Source organism: Sedimentitalea todarodis (assembly GCF_032595355.1).
GTDB classification, from domain to species: domain Bacteria; phylum Pseudomonadota; class Alphaproteobacteria; order Rhodobacterales; family Rhodobacteraceae; genus Sedimentitalea; species Sedimentitalea todarodis.
The window spans coordinates 49,221-69,202 of record NZ_JASMWN010000007.1; the positions used below are offsets into that span (position 1 = coordinate 49,221).

Below are 19,982 nucleotides of genomic sequence, written 5' to 3' on the forward strand. Positions count from 1 at the left end.
TTCTGCGGGGCTATCCCCCCGCCAGTCCAAAGGCCTGTGGCAACGCAAGGCTGATTTGAGGATAGGCAATCAGCAGTGCCAACACGGCAATTTCCACTAGGACAAAGGGCACGATCGCCTTTGCCAGTGTCCAGTAGTTTACGCCGGTCACTGTCGATACGACCAGCAGGCACCCACCCATCGGCGGCGAGATCAGGCCAATGCACAGATTGAAGCTCAGCACGATGCCCAGATGAACAGGGTCGGCCCCCTGTTCCAGCGCGACCGGGGCCAGAAGCGGAACCAGAAGCGCAAGCGCGACGGGAATATCCAGCACCATGCCCGCAAGAATGAATATCACATTCAGCAACAGCATGTATCCGACCGGCCCCAGCCCAAGCGATGAGACAAGTTCGGAAATGGCCTCCGGTATCCGTTCCAGAGCGCCCAGATGGCCAAGCGCGGAGACGGCGCAGATGATAATGAATATGGATCCCGAAAGCATCGCCGTGCGTTGCAGACTGGCAAGGATCGCCGCGGGCGTGAGCCCTTCGTAAAACCGGCCTGCGCCAAGGGCGACAACCACGGCGACGGAAGCGGCCTCGGTCGGCGTCATCCATCCAAAGACGATGCCACCCAGAATGATGACGGGCAGCGATAGCGCGGGCAACGACCGAACCAGGGTTGGCAGCAGCGGCGGCATATCGGCCTTTGCGACGCTTGGATGACCTTCGCGCCAGGCATAGACCGCATTGAGCGCGATGAGTGCCGCCGCCAGCAACAATCCCGGCACGATACCGGCGAGAAACAATGCCGTCACCGAAGTTTGCATCAATGCGCCATAAAAGATGAGGATGATCGACGGCGGAACAATCGGCCCGATGATCGAAGATGCAGCGGTGATGGCGCTTGCATAGGTGAGGCTGTAGCCCCGCCGGGTCATCTCCGGCACCAGCGTATTGGAAAGCGCTGCGGAATCCGCCACCGCAGAACCGGAGATGCCCGCAAAGAACACCGAGGTCAGCACGTTGACGTGCCCCAATCCGCCCTTTAGCCGGCCCACCAATGCCATGGAAAGGTTGATCAAGGCAGAGGTGATACCGCCCCGGTTCATCAACTCGCCTGCAAGGATGAAGAGCGGCATCGCCATCAGGGCAAAGACATCGATCTTGGAGAAGATCTGCTGCGGCAGGATCGCGAGGTAGCGTGTATTGTCAGTAGCGACAAAGGCCACGACCGCCGCCCCACCGATGACGTAAGCCAGCGCCAGCCCCGAGGCGAGCAGCACAGCGGCAAGAAGCGGGACGAGAGAGATCATGCAGGAACGCCCCGACCTATGGATCCAAGGGACACCTCCGTCACCCCTTGATCAGCGATGTCCGGAGGCATCGCGCGACCCTGTACGATCGCCGCAGCGGCACGGGCCAGCGCAGGTGCGGTCTGAATGCCGTAACCGCCCTGCCCTGCGAGCCAGAAAAAGCCGGGCATATCGGTCTCATAGGCGGCAAGCGGGCATCCATCCGGCAGAAAGCTGCGCAACCCGGCCCATTTGCTTTCGATCCTCCGGATAGTAAGATCAAACGCCCGCTCGATCCTGTCGATGCAGATTGCGACCTGTAATTCATCAGGTTGTGCGTCACAAGGCGGTGACAGATCGGCATCTGCGGGCGAAATCAGGAATTTGCCAGCGTCCGGCTTGAGATAGAATTGTTCCTCCACGTCCACGATCATCGGCCAGTTCTGTGGCTCTATGCCGGGCGGTGGTGCCACGATCAGCGCCGTGCGTCGCTTTGGCATTAGCCCCCTGCGCCTGACCCCGGCAAGTGCGGCGATCTCGTCGGCCCATGCCCCGGAGGCATTGATGACGATGGGTGCAGTCGTGGACCCCGTGGAGGTATGCACCGTCCAGCCCCCGTCGTGTTCGATCGCTGTCACCTCGGCGTCGACCCGCAAGAGCCCGCCTTCTGATCTGAAACGCCTGAGGTAATGCTGATGCAATGCGTGGACATCTATGTCACTGGCGTCGGCATCAAACAGACCCCCGACCGCATAGCCATCCCGCAGGAGCGGTGCGGCCATCAATACCTCGGCGGCGTCCAATTTGGCCACTGCATCACCCAGATCATCGTGCAAGGCCTCCATCGCTGCGCTTTGATCCTTGCGCGCCGGAAAGACCACGCCACGCCTGTTCAGCAGCGGTGCAGACAGAAAGTCACTCTCCGGCTCTCTGAAAAACGTGCCGGAGGCGCGCGTCAATGCCCGGATCACCGGAGGGCCGTAGGCAACTGTATAAACTGCGGCCGAGCGTCCGGTGGTATGGTAACCGGGCTGACTTTCGCGCTCGAGCAACAGGACATGCATGCTCACTGCCAACTCCGCGGCGACGGAAGCGCCCGCGATACCCGCACCGATTACGACACAGTCAAACCGGTCTTGCGTCGATGTATTCTGTGGACCGCCCTGAATCATCTCGCGCATCTCCCCATGAAACAGCACTACCATATTTTTCCTATTGGAAAAGACCTCCTTTTTTCCAATAGGAAAACTACCGGCTTGCGCGAACCCTTCCGGCCTTTATGGTTTAGCCATGACCAAAGATCTGCAGCAGGACTCGCAACGCATCGCATTCGGACGCCGTATTCGCAGATTGCGAAGCGAGCAGAACTGGACTCTCTCCGATCTTTCGGAGCGTTCGGGGCTCGCCATTTCAACGATCTCGAAAGCGGAACGCGGCATTATCGCGCTGACGTATGATCGGTTGTCGCAACTGGCAAAGGGTCTGGGCGTCGACATGTCGGCATTTTTCACGGACACCGGCGTGGGTTTTGAGCCCGGCAGCTTTGCAGTGGCGCGCAAGGGCGAGTTCGAGCGGCAAGAAACCCAGAACTACGTCTATGAGATGTTGTTTACGGACCTATGGAACAAATCCATGCGACCGATGATGGGGACACTGAAGGCCCGTGAACTTTATCAGTTCGAAGACTTCGTCCGCCACCCCGGCCAAGAATTCCTGTTTGTGCTGGACGGGGAAGTCACGGTCTACCTCGACGGCCGCGACGCGGTTAAGCTGCGCCAGGGTGACAGCATCTATTTCGACAGTACGATCGGGCATCTTTATGCGTCCAACGGCGACGACGACGCTCGGATTCTCGTGGTGTGCGAGAGCCTGAACGCTGGTCGCGGGGTGACACCGGAGCCTTGATGCACAGGTGTAGAGGATATGCGATTGTTCCCTATGGCGAAATTCGTTCGCCAGTTTGGCTGGGGCATCCGACCCCGTTTGGCCGAACAATTTGATGGAAACTGGCATCAGCCGACTCTCAGGAACTGCGTTCCCCCGCGATGCAATCCCGGCGCCAGATCGCACTGCTACCAACCGCCAAAACCCAAAGTCGATAGAATCAATTGATCCGAGCGTCTTGAGTTTAGGCTGCCGCATACCTTTAGGGCGTGCATCAAGCCTACGACGCCGGGCGGGCCGCTTTGTAGGGAGGTTCCTTCTCAAATTATATCCAATGGATTTAATTTCTAGACTCCAAGGCCTGCTGTGGCTAGGCTTTCGTGACACCCAGTGGGACGGAAGGTGACTTGGTTGGGGTTAGCAAAAAAGCCTCCTGGCGATTTCAAGGGATATCCCCGACATCTGCGAAATCCTCCGCCGGGGGCCAGCCGGGTACACATGTTGGCGTCACGGCTCAAACGTATGTTTGACGCGGATATCAATGATATCTTGGGCCGGCACTCTACGCTCAGCCTACCGGAGTGGCGGATTCTGTCCGCGTTGAGCGACAGCCCCGAACCTGTGAGCCAAAAGGAGTTGGTCGAGAGGATCGGCTTTGCCCAGGGGCAGACCAGTCGTGCTCTCGATGCGCTTGAATCCGAAGGATTGATCGTCTCGCGTCAATCGACGACCGACCGGCGGTCTTGGCACTATTCAATTTGCGACGCGGGCATCGCGTGGGTCGAAACACTCTTGCCCTACATGGAAGAACGGCGCGGTGCGCTTGAAAGCGTGTTGACCAAGTCGGAGATCGCGAATTTCGAGACAGCGGCAGCGAAACTTATGAAAATACTGAACGACAGACGACACATTTGAACAAAAAAACCGCAGGCATGGCAAGCGTGCGGAATGACCAAAGGGAGAAGAACATGACGATGAGAAGAGAGATTGTTAGGACCATCTCGGCTGCGATCGCAGGCGTCGCATTGCTGGCAGCACTGCCGGCAAGCGCACGGGATTGGAAACCCTCGGGCCCTCTCACAATCGAGATCGGCTTTGGAGCGGGCGGTTCCACTGACGTGATCGGTCGGATCGTTGCCAATTCCATAAAGGAGCAGACCGGCTGGAACGTCATCGCGGAGAACAAGCCGGGCGGTGGTGGTATGGCCATGTTTACAGCCATCGCAAACAAACCTGCTGACGACCGTACTGTCGGTCTGGGCGTCAACATGCCGGTGATGATCAACCTTGTGACCCGCCCCGATGAGGTCAAGTTCAAGCTGGATGATTTTGCCTATCTGGGTACGGCAGCAGGCGCACAACTTGCCTTGATTGCGCGCAGCGATGCGCCCTTTGACGATGTGGCAGGAATGATTGAATTTGCCAAGGCAAACGGGGGCTTGGCAATCGGCTCGGATGCCCAACCCCAGGTACTCACGATGCAACAGGTCGCACAGCAGGCCGGAACGGAGTTTCAGTTCCTGTCCACCAAGAGCAGCGCTGAAATCCTGAAGCTGCTGTTAGGCGGTCAGGCGATGGTCGGTTTCGCCACGGGCACACATGTCGACTATCTGGAAACCGGCGAGATGAAGATGTTGGCAAGTGCAAACCGCAACCGCCACACATATGCGCCCGACACACCGACATTGATCGAACAGGGTTTTGATATCTATGTCGACCCGTGGTTCTATTTTGCCATGTCGGAAGGCACATCCGAAGAAGCGCGCACCGCGATTGCAGCCGCACTGGGGGCCGCATTGGAAACGGAAGAGGTCAAGACAGCCGTGCGCAACGCATTGAATACCGATGTGGTCAACCTTGGGCCCGACGCGACGAAACAGATGTTGGTTGATGGTGTCGAGAACGTCAAAGTTCTGTTTGGCAAATAGTGCCATTTCTCAACGGAGATCGCCTGCGCCAAACACCACGCGGGCGAGACACAACTCATGATTAATCTCACGGACCGGTTTTGCGGTCTCTTCTTTACGCTATTCGGGCCGATGCTCTTTTTCTTTCTGATCCCGACTCAGGTCGAGACGGTTGATTTTGGCGCGATCCGCCCCAAGACAATGCCGCAAATCCTGTCGGTGATCATCAGTGTGTTTGGCGTTGTGCTGATGTTAAAGCCTGCGGATGGTACTGAGCTACGACAACAGCCATGGGTCAAAGCCTGTCTGATCATCGCAATTTTGGTGACCGGATTGTGGTCGATTGCTCAAATCGGGTTTGTGTTTGTTGCACCCCCACTTGCCTTGGTTCTGATGTTGGTGATGGGCGAACGACGCCCGCTTTGGATTGGTCTTGGTGCTGTTGGCATGCCTGCATTGATTGGGTTTGCCGTCACAGTCTTGCTGGAAAGGCCGCTGCCATGACCGCTCCTGAACATGTTCGGGGAACATCATGCCCGAGCTGAGCATTGTTCTGGCTGGATTGGCAGACGCCTTTACCCTGACCAACCTCCTTTTCGTTTTTCTTGGCGTCGTGCTTGGTCAATTTGTCGGCGCTGTTCCGGGTATCGGTCCTGTCATGGCAATGGCCATCGCGATCCCCTTTACCTTTGGCCTTGATGCGCTGGTGGCCATCGGGTTTTTGATGGGGGTCAACAAGGGGGGTCTTGTTGGTGGCGCAATCCCGGCAATCTTGATGAACACACCCGGCACGCCGGATGCCGCTGCCACGGCATTGGACGGCTATCCGCTCGCGATGCAGGGCAAGCCGCTCAAGGCCACCAGGATGGCATTGTATTCGTCTGTAACCGGTGACACCTTCAGCGACATTGTCCTGATCACCGTCTCTGCGCCATTGGCGGTCCTCGCCCTGCGCATGGGCCCGGTCGAAGTCATGGGCCTGATCATTCTGGCGTTTTGCGTAATCGCTGGTCTGATCGGGAATTCCGTCTCAAAGGGCATCATCGCTGCCGCCCTCGGTATGCTGGCTGCGACCGTCGGCACTGACCCACAACACGCCACCCCACGTTTCTACTTCGGCTATTTCGAGATCTACGATGGACTCCCACTTGCAGCAGTTGCGATTGGCATGCTGGCGATATCTGAAATCCTGCGACGGATGGCTGAAAACGCTGGTGTGATCAGGGCGGGTGTTCATATCCGCGATACCGGCGATCCCGCAGACCAACGCATTTCATTCGCTGAATACTGGTCGTGCCGGTACACAATGATACGCGGCACCGCGATTGGCACCATTCTGGGTGCGTTGCCGGGTATCGGATCAACGGCGGCGGCGTTCATGTCGTATGCGGGTGCGCGGCAGGCCTCCAAGGTGCCGGAAACCTTTGGCAAAGGCAGCCTGCACGGCATCGCTGCATCGGAATCTGCCAATTCTGCCGTCATGGGCGCGAACCTCATTCCACTGCTGACATTGGGCATCCCTGGCAGCGTTGGCGCCGCACTCATCATCAGTGCTTTCATGATCCACGGCATTCAACCCGGCCCGCTGTTGTTTGAAAAACAGGCGCAGCTGATCTATGGCCTGTTTGGTGCAATGATCATGGCCAATGTGTTGAACCTTATTGTGGGCCAAATCGGGATGCGCTTTTGGATCAAGGTCGTCTCTGCGCCGGAATCAATCATTTTCCCGTCTGCGTTGCTTTTGTGCTTTGTCGGTGTCTCTCTTGCCTCAGGCGGAATATTCGGCATTGCGATCATGCTTATCTTTGCCGTGCTCGGCCTCGTCATGAACGCCTTGGGGTTTTCGGTGGTCATCTTCATCATCGCCTTCTTTCTTGGTCCGCGTCTCGAGGAATCGCTATCTCAGACCTTGGCTCTGCTGAATGGCGATGCATGGGCGCTCCTGAACTATCCGATTGCATTGGCATTGGTCGCGCTTTCCGCAGTGACTCTCGTGATGGTCAGTCGCAAGTCCAAGGCGTAATGTCTCCATAATCGGGCTTGTTGTCCAGATCAGGCAGAAGGCGAACTCTGCCCCTTGCGACAAGCTCGGACCACACGAACTAACCACCTATCCAGCAAGCATGACGCGCAAAGAGTTTCCCAATTTCGCGATTGCCCTGCTATTGTGGGAACATTGAAGTAATCCATTGGCCGAGTTCTCGGCATCGACATCAACTGGAGCGTCCGCGTGTTTGACAACATCGTGTCGTCCATCGCCTGCCTGATCGGAATCGCGTCGGAATGCAATTTGCAGGGCGCGGGCGCCGCGTTATCCCCATTGCAGAACGTGATCTTCACCGTTGCAGCGGGCGGCGTCGTCCTGATCGTTGCCCTTTGGAACGATGAGATAAAGCGGATCCTCAAAGGATCGATCAGCGATCTGCTGGCCTTCACCGCGCTGGTGTTCGCTGCGATGGCAGTCCCGTCTGTGATCCTGGCCGCCTTGGCCGGGTTGGCATTGCTCACGGCGCTTTGGGTCGCCTTACGCAACTCGGGAGGTCGCCTCAATCTGATGAACCGCGCAGCTGTGCCGCTGCGCCGTCTTGTCTTGCCGGCTGCGAGTGCGGTCTATGTCGCTGGCGCCGCCGGGATCGCCGTGCACGGGCATTTGCGCCCGCCACAGCCCGAGCCGGATCGGACGGTTGCCTTTTTCTCGCCCTCACAGCTGATCGGCACGACGATGGCGGATCTTGGCCCCGAGGATCGCATCAGCCTTTTGTCCAATATCGACATGGGGCCAAAGACCCTGATGACTGGCAACTTCGACGGCACCGATTTCGAGTTCCATCCCAATTTCACGCCCGCCCAGCAGTTGGAGCTGCGGGAAAGTTTCGATCTTAAATCGCCGACCAAACTGGATTTGTGGCTGCGTGAGCATCCGGACCTCAAACATCTGAGCCAAAAGGTCGATATCGCTCTTGAGGCCACGGTGAAGGTCGAAAACTCCACTTCGCGGCAACGGGCGATTGTCGTGCGCGCCTATCTCAACACCCGCGACGCGGACGGTACCCGGTTTCATCGCGTCATTTCCGGTGACAGCATCGTCGCGACGGGCACCCTGGCGACGCCGAACGAAGCATTGTTGGTTCTGACGGTACGGTTGACCGCCAAGCTCTTGAGCGATCTAGGATTGCCCCCCCTTTCGCCGGATGTTCAGACCGCCGTTTGGCATGATTTCAGCGATGAATTACAACGGCGTATCTCGAATTTGGTCGATGCCAACGGCGCGGACCTGCCAGCGCGGCTGCTGGACGACGCGAAAGGCGCGATGGACCTGGCCACCGAATGTCAAACTGCCGAATGTGCGCTTCAGATCGCCGGTATTTTGGAAGCGATGATTCTCCCGAGAGACCGGGAGGACGGCTCGGCCGCCCCAGAGGCAGTGGCGTCAATAAAATCGGCTTTCGGTCAATGAGCGACAACACGTTGATCCGACGCATGCGGGCGTGGCGGGTCGCGCTGCTCCCGGTTGCCCTGACCATTTCCGCCACGATGATCGTGCTGGGAATTCTGGACGCGACGAAGGCCGCACGCAGATTGCCTCCGCAAATCGGCTACATCCCGGTCGATTCCCGCGCGCTTGCCGTGACTTCGTCGTTGGACAGCCTGTGGCGCAATCTTGCGCGGCACACCACCCGTCTTGGTCGCCCGAATTCCGAGTCCTTTTGGGCCGATATCAACGAGTCGCTTCGAAATTTCTCCGAACGCTGCATTCCACTCGCCAGTTCGGATGATCTGCGCTCCGCCGGGCTGAACCCGTCGCAGGGCCTGTCCATGGCTGTAATTGGCGATGCACAGTTGGACCTGTTGACCACACTTCCTGTCGAAGACCGCGATTTTCTCTGGAGCAGCCTTCAGAGATGGTCCCTGTCATCGGTTCCCGTGTGGCTATCCGCTATGGACCCCGACCACGAAGTCAGCGCCTTTCGTCTGATCGTCGAGAACCCGCAGAACGGCGTCTTGTGCCACGTCACGACGGGTGCGCCGCTGGCGGGAGATGTGCGCCTGGTCTCGGCAACGGAGGACATCCCTGTGCCACCGGGCGCGACGACGGCGGAGCTGTTCTTTGCCCCGAAACTACCGGGTCCCTCCGCGATCACGCTCCGATGCGAGACGGTGTTGCCGGACGGCACGATCGCGCCGTGCAGATGCGAGATCGACAATGGCCCCTGTGGCGAGCGCTTTATGCGCGAAGCCTCCGGGGGCGGACTTCGATCAGTCACCGGCAGATCCGGAGCGCATGCCAAGCAACCCGACCTCTGGCAGCTTCCCAACGACCTTTTCATCGGCTTCTCGGAGGATCGCCTGCTGATTTCCAGCGATCCGTCCCTGATCGAACAGGCCGAGGGTCGCCAGACTGCGCGGCGCTCTCGCTTCATTGGTGACAACAGCCTGCTTGGCCTGGTGGACGGGTTCCATGCGGCAGCGCAGGCGGGATCGGCCTCGGTCATCGGAATGTGGCGCGGCATAAAGGAACCGGTTGCCGGTTCCATGCCTTTCGCGGTGACCGTAGAGCCGGACCGCCTCGCAATGCTGGCCACGGTGCCGATGGACACGTTTCGCATCAGAATTCTGGAGCAGCTAATTGCATCGCCGGACGACCCGCCACCGTCCGACCGGATACAGGCGCCGCTGTCGGCCCTCATCAACGACCCGGCGCTGGCGGCCTATTTCAAGCTGGCTGATCGGTTTTATGGTGAATTGTCACGCGCGATGGAAACGGAAAATCAGGAAACGGACCTACTCCTGCTGCCGGAAGATCCGTTCCCACTCGAACCGGCGCCGCTTGGTCCGCCGCCCATCGACGATCCGTTCCCTGAGGACGAACCGTTACGCGCTCCGCTGGTGATCGAAGAGCCGCTCGAATTGGTCGATATGTGTGAGCCCAAAGACTCAGCCGGCCGGACACCCAGCCTGTATGATCAAGTCGGGAATTTTGCCCCCATCATCAAGGCGCTCGAGGCGTTGGATCGGGTCGGGCCGATGCAGGGGCATTTGCTGGATGTCCGAGACGGCGTGCCGGAAGTGGTTCTGGTTCAAAGCGGTTTGTCGGCGGCGCGGACAGATCGTCTTGTCCGTGAGACTCAGATCGAGATGAAGACCAGCCGCGATATCCGCATTCTCTGCCATGCCCGTGCCCGGATGTGGGATGATAGCGGAGCAGGATCGGTTTTTCCGGTGCAACCGCAAGCTCTGTTGCCATATCTTGGTCTGGAGGGCCCCGATCTACTGGACCGGTACGATGTGCAATCGGACCGTATCGCTGTCTATGACTGGGCCGAGCCTGATCCCGCCGTGTTCGAGTCCGAGACCTACCGCGCCGACCTGCCCGAGATCGAAGTCGGATATCTGCCGCCGCCGGTTCAGGACAATGACGTGCGATATCTGCTTGATCCGGACGGCCGCGGCGAAATTGATGTAGAAGCGCTGCAGGCCGATGCCTTTCGTCTGGCCTATTTGCGCCTGCACGACGGATCGATCGCCTTTGGCACCGATGCGCAGGCCCTGCGACGGTTTATTGCTGCTCCGCCCCGCCCTGAAGCATCCATGGCAGAGGCCGACACGCGGGACAAGCTGTGGATCGAAGGCGATCCCGAACAGGTTGTCACGCTGATGTTGCTCCATCCACAGAAAGAGATCCGTCAGCTTGTGACCACAGGTGGGTTCGAAGTGCTTGACCAGTATCGGACCCTGCTGATGACCCTGCGCCCGGCCCAGGCATTCGATGGGCTCACGCTGCGCGCGGAGCTTGCCCATGACTGAGTCCAATAACCCGATCATCGCCGTGTCGGATTTGCGCAAGTCCTATGGCCGTAAAATGGTGATAGACGTGGTCCGGCTGACGCTGGCACATGGCGAAAAGGTCTTGCTTTGGGGGCCGAACGCCAGCGGCAAGTCGACTCTGCTGCGCCTGCTGGCAGGCGTCGCGCGACCGAGCGGCGGCCGCATCGTCATTGACCCGGATCATCGCCACAGTCGTCGCGCGTTGTTGCCGCAGACCGGCGGTCTATATGACGATCTGACCGTTCGGCAGAACCTGCTGATTCTGTCGCGACTGCATGGACGCCTGCCCGACGACGCCCCTTTCCTCGCTCTGCTCGGCGATGCGACCGACGCCCATCTGGACCTGCGATTGGGAACCTTGTCAGGGGGCATGCAACGGCTGCTGTCGATCGCCGCGCTGTTGTCTCTTCGGCCCGGATTTCTGTTTCTGGACGAACCCTTTGCCGGACTTGATACGCCCAATCGCTCTCTGCTGGAACGCGCGTTGAACGACTTTACCGCTGACACTGGATTGCTTGTCATCACCGAACACTCCCACGACGGTGTCGCCGAGGGATGGCGCCGGATCGCCCTGCGTGACGGGCAGATCGAAGCGCCGACATGACTACCCTCCTGCGTCAACTGATCTGGAAGGAACTCTATGAACTGGCGCGCCAGCCCTGGGTGTTGGCGGGAGCGTTTCTTGTCCCGCTCTACCTGTTGATAGTGGCCTCTACCTTCGTTCAGCGCGATGCGCCCATCCGTGTCGTTGTCAGCCATATCGAGGACGAATGGGACAGAAACGGATACCACATCGAGGCACTTTCCCGGATGGAAGGCATCGCTCCGATTTTCGTTCGTGACGCACAGGAAATCAACCTGCTCATGGCGCGACACGGCGCGACGCTGGCTCTGATCCTGAACGATGAAGGTCGCCCGACCTTTGTTGAACGGTCTGCCACACAGCTAGAACGTCGGCTGAATTTCGAACTGGCCGCTCGCATCGCCGGAACGATGGGCGGGACCAAGGATTGGATGGCCGCGGCGCTGGCCGACTACGCCAGCAAGGGCGGGCCCGCCCTGGACCTGCGTCACCTTTCGGTGATGCCGGGTGACGACACACAGATATTCATCCCTCGGTTTCTCGCGATGATCACTGTGTTTCTCGCGTCCATTCTCACCACCCGCACGATGCTGAGAGAACTGGAAAGCCGCACATTGCCAATGTTGCTGACCCTTCCCTGTTCCAGCTGGCCACTCGTTCTGGGGGCCAAGCTGCTGTTCGTCCTCGCATTGACGATTTCGGTGATCGCCTTCCTGATGTTGATCCTGCAACCAATGTTCGGCTTCTATCTGCGCCCAGGGTTAGTCGGTTTTCTGACGATGCACCTTGTGGCTGCGTTTGGGTCTTGCTGCATCGGTCTTAGTCTCGCACTTCTCGGGCGCAGCACACAGGCGGCCTATCTATCGGTCTCCGTTTACCTGATCGCAAACCTCGTTCTGACCGGGTTCATTTCGTCGCTGGACGATTTGCCCACCACAGGAGGGACACTGTTGCGTGTGTTTTTTCCGCTGACCTACCTGCGCCCAGTCACCGAAGGATGGGTGTTTTTCGGTGACCCGGTCAGTTGGAGATCAGACGACTGCATAGCCCTCGCGGTACATGCTGTGGCGTCTCTGGGGATACTGGCGGTTGTCGCGGGTTACCGTCGACGGCAATTCTGAGCAAAGTTGACAACATGTGCGGATTTCAAAGGTGAAAGCAGAGGCGCAGAGCGTCTTGGGTCTGTCCCAAACCGCCATGCGTAGCTCATCATTGGAGGTCGCGGATAGCTACCGCAACCATACCGGCACCTCATCCTCGGCGGGCTGGCCCGGCTACGCAAAGCCGGAAAACCGAGGTTTTTCGGCAACCACGCGGACCTTATCGACCGTGACACATTCGGAGTTTTCCCCAGACCGCTGCGCAAAATGGACTGGGTGGTCCATGCCAAGAAACCCTTCGCCGGGCCCAAAGCCGTTCTCGTATTTCTGTCGCGGAGCGCACAAATCCTCGGACTGTTCGAATTTGCACAGAACGGAAGCAAGCAGACATACTCCCACCGTTCTCTTATCCCTGACCTGAAAGCAAATTTTATGGGAAAAGGGATGACTGTTTCACCGCTGGGTCTGGTGGCAAACCGCCTGGCGCGGTACCTTGCTGTGGAAGGAGCGTGTCATGACATCCAAAACCACGGGTTCCACACCACCGGACAATCTGACGCCGCAGCGGCAGGCCATGCCCCGGGTCAACCAGGTAACGGCGGCTGATATCACCGCGTCGCTGAAGGCCGGGTTTTCCGACTTTCTGGCGCGCCCGTTCATGAGCGGCTTTTTCGGCTTGTTCTATGCCGTTTTCGGACTCCTGTTTGTTTGGAGCCTGGTCTGGCTGGGCAAGATCTGGATGATCATTCCCGCCATTGTAGGCTTTCCGCTGGTTGCACCCTTCGCCGCCGCCGGGCTTTATGAAATGTCCCGCCGATTGGAGAAGGCAGAGAGTTTCGGCTGGTCTGAAATCCTGACTGTCATGACCAATCAGAGCAAACGCGAAATGGGCTGGATGGCCTTTGTCACGCTGTTCATTTTCTGGGTGTGGGTATACCAAATTCGGCTTTTGCTGGCGATCATCCTCAAGGATGCCTCGTTCTCGGATTTTGACGGGTTCTTGAACGCCGTTTTCTTCACGCCGCAGGGCTGGACCTTCCTTGTAATCGGCACCTGCGTCGGAGCATTGCTGTCGGCTGTACTGTTCGCAGTGACTGTCGTCGCCATGCCCTTGCTGCTAGACCGGGAAACCAATTTCGTTTCCGCCATGCTCACTTCCATTCGCGTCGTCACGCAAAACCCCGTTGTCATGCTTTCCTGGGCGGCGATCATCTCTGTCACCATGCTGTTATCCCTGGTTCCGGCGTTTCTGGGCCTGATCTTCACCTTGCCGATCCTTGGGCATACCACATGGCATCTCTATCGGCGGGCTGTGTCACCTGCTGGGGGGTGACCAACCAACTGAGTCCAGCCTACCCACCGCCGATCTCACTTTGCGGTCAGGGCCGAAGCTCTGATGGGTTTGTTTCGGCGAAGGCCAGCCATAGGCCAATCCGCACATCGCTGATTTCACATTGCTGAGGTGCGTGGATCACGCTGCGTTCCAGATCATTAACGACTGCGACAAGGGAGAGAGCCACACCCTTACGTTGGGACCAAAGCCAAGTTTATCCCGAAACTACTTTCGATGTTCGCCAACAATGGCGTGCAGCTTTTTCACATCGTCGTCTTCGATACTCAGTTCATCCAAGTGCCTGAGCAAAGACTGAAGAGAGTCAGAATTTGGTCCTAACTCTCATTCCGCCACGGCGAACCTCCGCGCCGCCTCTTCATCGGGCAACAGGCACCCGCGAACATTTGACGACGCCACATGAACCTGGTCTCCTGATCAACCAGACCCGCTGCAATCTTGAAGACAACACCCTAGGATTGCCCGCCCTGATCAAACGCAGCCATCTCCCGTAGCCAGTTGAACAGACCGATTTCCGCTGTCACTACTGACACGGATACTGTTGTAACCGACAAAGAGACAACGACGATGGATGATGGCGATCTGATCGATGGCGTTGCGTCGGGTGACAAACACGCCATGCGCGCGCTCTACATACGCTATCACGAAGCTCTCTATGCCTTTGCAATATCGCGCTGCGGCAATGCTGAGCTGGCCTCTGATTGCGTACACGACACAATGCTCGATGTGTGGCGGACCGCGTCTCGGTTTTCCGGGAAATCGACTGTGAAAACCTGGCTCTTTTCGATTGCGCGCAATAAGCTGGTTGATGCACTGCGCAAACGCGGCAAACTGACATTCGTGGACGTGGTTCCAGACAGCGCGGACCCCGCCCCAAATCCGGAAGCCGCCGCCATTGCGGCGACTGAAAAAGCGCGTTTGCACCGATGCCTCGAAGGTTTGACGGTTCCGCAAGGCTCCGCTATTCGCCTCGCTTTTCTCGAAGACCTCACCTATCCGGAGATCGCGGACATTGAAGCTGTACCGGTGGGCACCATCAAGACCCGAATTTTTCATGCCAAACAGGCTTTGATGCGGTGTCTGGAGACAGGTTTGCGCCGCTGATCTACCGGAAGAAACTGATCCGTCGCTGCCTGCTGTGCCGAGCGCTTTCAAGTTCTCACAATCAGGATTTTCTGAGACTTCCTGAAAGAACCCAGATCATTCCTCTGACAGAAACTCCACGAGATCGCCGCGATAATTCAGGGTTTCTTGCGCCTGCGCAAGCGAGGCTGCGTCGGGAAAGGACAAGCGCACAAGACCAAGCGCGCTTGGTCCGTCTGAAATCGTGCCGGCCAGCGGGCCGAGCAGCTCCGCAATCTCTTCCAAGGTCACACCTTCGATAAACTTCACCTGCAGGGTGTACGCCTCTGACTGCAGTTCGCTGGCCGTGCGAAATCCGTCGCCGGGCGCGTCCAGACGCGGAACAACCGCCAACTGCCATGCGGCAACGGCGATCACGCCAACGGCTGCATATCGCAGACCCTGTATCCAGGGGCGGCGGTTTTCATTGGCAGCCTGCGGCGCTTCGTCCATCGACGCCGAAAGCCTGTCCCAGACCGCTTCTGCATCGTCGTGTTTCGAGCCGGATGCGAGTTCGGCCCGTACCTGCCGCATGAGGTCCACCTCGGCGGCGAGGACTGGGTCGCGCCCCATGTCAGCTTCGAAGGACGCCCGATCCTCGGGTTTGAGACGGTCCTGAAGATAGTCGAGAATGGCGTCGTCCTGATCCATGCTGTCGAGTCCGGTTCGTTGAAATGTTCACTTCTTTGTCGCATGATATCGAGACTCGGTTCAAAACTAATCTCAAGGACTCGTCATTGCGCGCCCTTTTTTGAACCGGCGGTCCATCCGGGTGACCCGGTGGAAGAGGCCGGCTTGCACAAGAACATGCCGATCCGGGAGAAAGCGCAGTATGTTGATCACCGTCCATACCCTGAGACGCCTCGTTCTGATGTGCCTTTTCGTGGCACTGGTAGGCTGCACTGCAGAGCCCGACCTTCGGTCGGGAGCAGGCGCTGGTACGCCGGACGTGGTGGGCATCCGCAAGGTGATCGCCCTGGTTCCGGATACGCAGAGTGCGAAAGAGATACGCAATGCGGCCCGCGCGGCAGGATACCAGGAACTCGCAGCGACTCACCTGAACGGCCTTGGCCTCTCCATGCTGACGTTTCGCATGCCAAAGGGTGTCACCGGAGCCGAGGCGATTGCAGAACTTGAAGCCGCTGTGCCTGCGTCGACCGTGGGCATCAACCACGCCTACCGCTTGCAACAGAGTTCGGTCCCCCCTGACGGCTTGGACTATGCCGGCACCATGATCCGCTGGGGCAAGGACGGGTGCCGGGCACGGGCACCCATTGGCATGATCGATACAGGGATCGACACGACGTCGCCTGCCTTGGTGAACGCGCAGATACGGACCCGGAGCTTTTTTGCGGGCAGCGCCGCGCCCGCCGACCATGGCACAAATGTAGCGACTGTTCTTGCCGGCCCCAATCGTCTTAGGGATGCGACGATTTTCAGCGCGAATGTTTTTGGGCAGAGCGATACGCAAGGGCTCAAGGCCGGTGCGGATGCCCTGGTACGCGCGCTTGACTGGCTGGCGGAAGAAGACGTGCGCTTTGTCAACCTCGCGCTCGCCGGACCTTACAATAAACTACTCGATCTTGCGGTCGATCGCGCGACGTCGCGCGGTCTGATCCTGGTGGCGGCTGTCGGCAATGAAGGTCCGCAGGTCGATCCGCTGTATCCCGCCGGCTTTGACAGGGTGATCGCCGTCACCGCAGTCGATGCACAATCGCGCATCTACCGGAAAGCAGTGCGCGGACCGCATGTGGATGTGGCCGCGCCTGGCGTCGACGTGCTCGTGCCGTCCGGGCGAGGCGCGCGTTTCGTGACCGGCACGTCGATCGCCACCCCCTTTGTCACGGCGCGTCTGGCCGCCGATGCATCGCTAGCCACCACCCAGGACGTCTCGATGGTGCGACGCCGGCTTGCGGCGACCAGCGCCGATCTCGGTCGCAACGGGCGCGACCGGACGTTCGGCTACGGTCTGGTACTTGCCGACGAGACGTGCGGCAACTGAGGCCCGAGTTCTTTCCGTTACTGTTCTCTCAAGACGCGTTATGCGTTGGTGAATGGCACCGTGTTTTTCGGGCTGTTCCATGGCAGTCTCTTGCTTGAGACATCTTGCAACCGACGAAACCACGCCAGCGCGCGCTGCTCGACAAAGGTCCGGTCGCCTCGTCAGGCGGTACGCACAAATCGTTCTTACCGGGCCGTGCAAGCGCTCTTTCATCTCTGAAAGTCAGAGGCTTGAACGGGTTTCAAACGATTTTCTCGGTCGCTGATCCCCCCCCGCCACTTTTTTTGAACCATTGGCCAGACCGGCGCGACCAACAAGTACCGCATCTGCTGACGGGGCACTGTTCTCAGGCTTCTGGCGGATGGCGGCGAACATGAAAACGCAAAACAATTTGAATGGAGACGATTATGCCCAACTTCAACTTTTTTGATCTTTTTTCCAATGGCCTCAACATTGTGGGGTCAGACAAAGCCGACCTGATCATTGGTTCGTTCGGTGACGATGAAATCGCTGGAAACGGCGGCGACGACCTGGTCATCGGCCTGTTTGGCGATGACAAGATCTCCGGCGGTCTCGGCGAAGACACATTGCTTGGCGGTTTCGGCGATGACGTCGTCATCGGCAACAAGGGCGACGACCGGATGTTCGGCGGATGGGGCGATGACCAGCTGGTCTGGAACAACGGTGACGGATCGGACCTGATGGTCGGCGGCAGCGGCTACGACCAGGTTCAGGTCAATTTCGACACCGATCTGGTCAATGATGATCTGCAGAACAAGGACGTGGCCGAATTCTCGGTGACCAGCGAGGGCGTGCAATTCGCGCGGATCGAGGTAAACGACCAGACCCAGGCCGGGTTGTTTCAACTCGACATCCGCGAGACCGAGGAACTTGAGACCAACTTTGGTGGCGGCGATGATACAGCCGTGATCAGGGACGAAGTGTTGGACGAGATCAGGCTCAATCTCGATGGCGGTGACGGGGTCGATACGCTGGATCTGTCACAGTCTGCGGGTGCAGCCCGGGTGAACCTTGGAAAAGGCAAGTTGAATGGCTCGACCGCCGAAAATTTCGAGAACGTCATTGGCACTGCCTATGATGATGTGGTTCGCGGCGACAAGCAGGACAACGTCATTTCCGGACTTGATGGAGAAGACACGATTTTCGGGCGCGGTGGCGATGATACGCTGACCGGCGGCAAGGGCAATGATGCGGTCTATGGCGGCAAGGGTGCCGATGCCCTGATCTGGAACAATGGAGATGGTTCGGACCTGCTGGACGGGGGCAAGGGCGATGATCTTGTTCAGGTCAATTTCGACACCGATCTGGTCAATGATGATCTGCAGAACAAGGACGTGGCCGAATTCTCGGTGACCAGCGAGGGCGTGCAATTCGCGCGGGTCGAGTTGAACGACCAGACCCAGGCCGGGTTGTTCCAGCTGGATGTTCGCAACACCGAAACGCTGGAGACAAACTTTGGCGACGGGAACGATGCTGCGGTCATCACGGAAAACGTGCTCGAAAAGATCGGCTTGGTTCTGGATGGTGGCGACGGTGTGGATCTTCTCGACGTCAGCCAGGCAGCAGCCGCCACCAACGTCGATCTGGGTGCCGGCACTGTCGGGACTTCGACCGCCGTCAATTTCGAGAATGTCACGGGCACCGCATTCGACGACACGATCACCGGGGACAGCGGGGACAATGTCATTCGCGGTGGTCAGGGCAATGATGTGATGCGCGGCGGTGAAGGCGCCGATACGTTCGTGTTCTTCGAAGCTGACACCGGCGTCGACGTCATCCTCGACTTCGAGTTCGGCGTGGACAGCCTCGAATTTGCAACGACGGATCCCAGTGTCACGCCCACCAACCTGCTCGGGAATCTGGCGCAGGCAGGCGACGACGTGGAACTCTCCATCAACGACAAGGTGATCACATTCCAGGACACAGTGGTCACAAACTTTACCACCGATGATTTCATGATTGCATAGAGACCCGCAATATCGGTGATAAGCGGCCCCGCCAGCCTTCCGTTGGCGGGGTTTGCCTGTTGGGGCAAGCGCGTGACGTCGGCACTCGTATCGTTGACGCAAGAATTGCCGCAAAAGCGCACGACCATATGACATCTCCCGGCCGTGCCGTGTATGATCGAGTCTGCTGAAACAAATGGCTGGGGGACCAATCCACCCCAAACTTTATTTCCGCACCACGGTCGATGCCGTCTGGTTGGCGGTTCCACCCCATCAATCACGCATACCTTGACCCCAGGAGTTGGCGGTTCCCCGCCCTCATTCCATCAGGGTCGCTTCCGTCTCGATCAAGATCGACACTGCGTCGCCAACGAGGCCATTCTCGACAGCGTAGGTCATGCCCCATTCGCTTCGCATGATCTCGGCGGTAATGGACAGGCCAAGGGTGAATTTCTTGTGACCGAACGGATATTCGGCCGCCTTGTTGAGCGTCACATCCAGCGTCACGGGATGTGACTGCCCCAACATGGACAGATCGCCCGTGACCGTTCCGGAATTCTCACCAAGCGGTGAACCTTCACTTGCGGTGAATGTAATCTCCCGAAAGTTGCCTGTATCTAGAAAATCACCTGCATTTACATGCCCGTTCCGCGCGTCATGAAATGTATCGACAGAAGCCGCACCGACAGTCACTGACACATCGCTCAACTCCTGCGTCTCGGCGTCGTAGGTGAATGTGCCGGACACTTCTGAAAACACACCCAGAACACGGGCGTAGCCTATGTGTTCGACAGTAAAGGCGACCAAGGTATGTTCGGGGTCGAGTGAGTATTGCGCAGGCGCTGCCTGCACGGATGTTGCAGCGAGCGTCAAAGCAGCGGCGGCCAAAAATCGCATTCGGTAAACTCCTTGAGTTGAGAACTGGAAGCTCAGGCATTGTTACTCTATCTGATGGCACAACGTA

17 protein-coding genes and 1 pseudogene are annotated in these 19,982 nt (G+C 58.5%); 14 read left to right on the forward strand and 4 right to left on the reverse strand.

All coding sequences use genetic code 11. The annotated features are described in order from the left end of the window. Positions 1–10: 10 nt before the first annotated feature. Together QO231_RS10875 and QO231_RS10880 are read right to left on the reverse strand one after the other, a co-directional pair. Positions 11–1,297, reverse strand: a complete 1,287-nt coding sequence (locus tag QO231_RS10875; protein ID WP_316775994.1) for a TRAP transporter large permease — start codon at positions 1,295–1,297, stop codon at positions 11–13. Further along, positions 1,294–2,481 carry an NAD(P)/FAD-dependent oxidoreductase gene (locus QO231_RS10880; protein ID WP_316775996.1) on the reverse strand — a complete coding sequence of 396 codons (1,188 nt, stop codon included), beginning with the start codon at positions 2,479–2,481 and terminating at the stop codon, positions 1,294–1,296. The genes QO231_RS10875 and QO231_RS10880 overlap by 4 nt, the downstream gene beginning before the upstream one ends. A gap of 85 nt (positions 2,482–2,566) precedes the next feature. Between QO231_RS10880 and QO231_RS10885 the strand changes: the two genes are divergently transcribed. The 12 genes and pseudogenes from QO231_RS10885 (at position 2,567) to QO231_RS10935 (ending at position 15,031) form a co-directional block, all read left to right on the forward strand. Further along, positions 2,567–3,181 carry a helix-turn-helix domain-containing protein gene (locus QO231_RS10885; RefSeq protein WP_316775998.1) on the forward strand — a complete coding sequence of 205 codons (615 nt, stop codon included), beginning with the start codon at positions 2,567–2,569 and terminating at the stop codon, positions 3,179–3,181. Between the two features lie 501 nt (positions 3,182–3,682). Continuing rightward, complete coding sequence (locus QO231_RS10890) at positions 3,683–4,075, forward strand: MarR family winged helix-turn-helix transcriptional regulator (RefSeq protein ID WP_316775999.1); 393 nt, start codon at positions 3,683–3,685, stop codon at positions 4,073–4,075. A 53-nt stretch (positions 4,076–4,128) separates the two neighbouring features. Then, on the forward strand, positions 4,129–5,088 hold the full coding sequence (locus tag QO231_RS10895; protein WP_316776001.1) for a tripartite tricarboxylate transporter substrate binding protein: 960 nt from the start codon (positions 4,129–4,131) through the stop codon (positions 5,086–5,088). A gap of 57 nt (positions 5,089–5,145) precedes the next feature. Continuing rightward, complete coding sequence (locus QO231_RS10900) at positions 5,146–5,571, forward strand: tripartite tricarboxylate transporter TctB family protein (RefSeq protein WP_316776003.1); 426 nt, start codon at positions 5,146–5,148, stop codon at positions 5,569–5,571. A 28-nt stretch (positions 5,572–5,599) separates the two neighbouring features. Then, complete coding sequence (locus tag QO231_RS10905) at positions 5,600–7,090, forward strand: tripartite tricarboxylate transporter permease (protein ID WP_316776005.1); 1,491 nt, start codon at positions 5,600–5,602, stop codon at positions 7,088–7,090. A 207-nt stretch (positions 7,091–7,297) separates the two neighbouring features. After that, on the forward strand, positions 7,298–8,524 hold the full coding sequence (locus QO231_RS10910) for a hypothetical protein (RefSeq protein WP_316776007.1): 1,227 nt from the start codon (positions 7,298–7,300) through the stop codon (positions 8,522–8,524). Further along, positions 8,521–10,872 (forward strand): hypothetical protein, encoded by a 2,352-nt coding sequence (locus tag QO231_RS10915; protein WP_316776009.1) that lies wholly within the window; start codon positions 8,521–8,523, stop codon positions 10,870–10,872. Before QO231_RS10910 ends, QO231_RS10915 begins: the two co-directional genes overlap by 4 nt. After that, positions 10,865–11,497, forward strand: coding sequence for an ABC transporter ATP-binding protein (locus QO231_RS10920; RefSeq protein ID WP_316776011.1), 633 nt, complete (start codon positions 10,865–10,867; stop codon positions 11,495–11,497). Before QO231_RS10915 ends, QO231_RS10920 begins: the two co-directional genes overlap by 8 nt. Continuing rightward, positions 11,494–12,597, forward strand: a complete 1,104-nt coding sequence (locus QO231_RS10925) for an ABC transporter permease (RefSeq protein ID WP_316776012.1) — start codon at positions 11,494–11,496, stop codon at positions 12,595–12,597. The genes QO231_RS10920 and QO231_RS10925 overlap by 4 nt, the downstream gene beginning before the upstream one ends. 108 nt (positions 12,598–12,705) lie before the next feature. Next, positions 12,706–12,912: pseudogene (locus QO231_RS26255) on the forward strand (IS91 family transposase); the annotation flags it as partial. A 178-nt stretch (positions 12,913–13,090) separates the two neighbouring features. Next, positions 13,091–13,909, forward strand: coding sequence for a DUF2189 domain-containing protein (locus QO231_RS10930; RefSeq protein ID WP_316776014.1), 819 nt, complete (start codon positions 13,091–13,093; stop codon positions 13,907–13,909). Between the two features lie 585 nt (positions 13,910–14,494). Then, positions 14,495–15,031, forward strand: coding sequence for an RNA polymerase sigma factor (locus tag QO231_RS10935; protein WP_316776016.1), 537 nt, complete (start codon positions 14,495–14,497; stop codon positions 15,029–15,031). 96 nt (positions 15,032–15,127) lie between these two features. On the opposite strand, the gene QO231_RS10940 is transcribed toward QO231_RS10935, so the two are convergent. Further along, entirely contained in the window at positions 15,128–15,700 is a 573-nt protein-coding gene (locus tag QO231_RS10940; protein ID WP_316776018.1) for a hypothetical protein, read from the reverse strand. A 181-nt stretch (positions 15,701–15,881) separates the two neighbouring features. Between QO231_RS10940 and QO231_RS10945 the strand changes: the two genes are divergently transcribed. Together QO231_RS10945 and QO231_RS10950 are read left to right on the forward strand one after the other, a co-directional pair. After that, positions 15,882–17,051 (forward strand): S8 family serine peptidase, encoded by a 1,170-nt coding sequence (locus QO231_RS10945; protein WP_316776020.1) that lies wholly within the window; start codon positions 15,882–15,884, stop codon positions 17,049–17,051. A gap of 407 nt (positions 17,052–17,458) precedes the next feature. Further along, positions 17,459–19,039, forward strand: a complete 1,581-nt coding sequence (locus tag QO231_RS10950) for a calcium-binding protein (protein WP_316776022.1) — start codon at positions 17,459–17,461, stop codon at positions 19,037–19,039. 297 nt (positions 19,040–19,336) lie between these two features. Here QO231_RS10950 and QO231_RS10955 read toward each other — a convergent pair whose 3' ends face one another. Next, positions 19,337–19,915, reverse strand: a complete 579-nt coding sequence (locus tag QO231_RS10955) for a YceI family protein (protein ID WP_316776024.1) — start codon at positions 19,913–19,915, stop codon at positions 19,337–19,339. Positions 19,916–19,982: the final 67 nt, after the last annotated feature.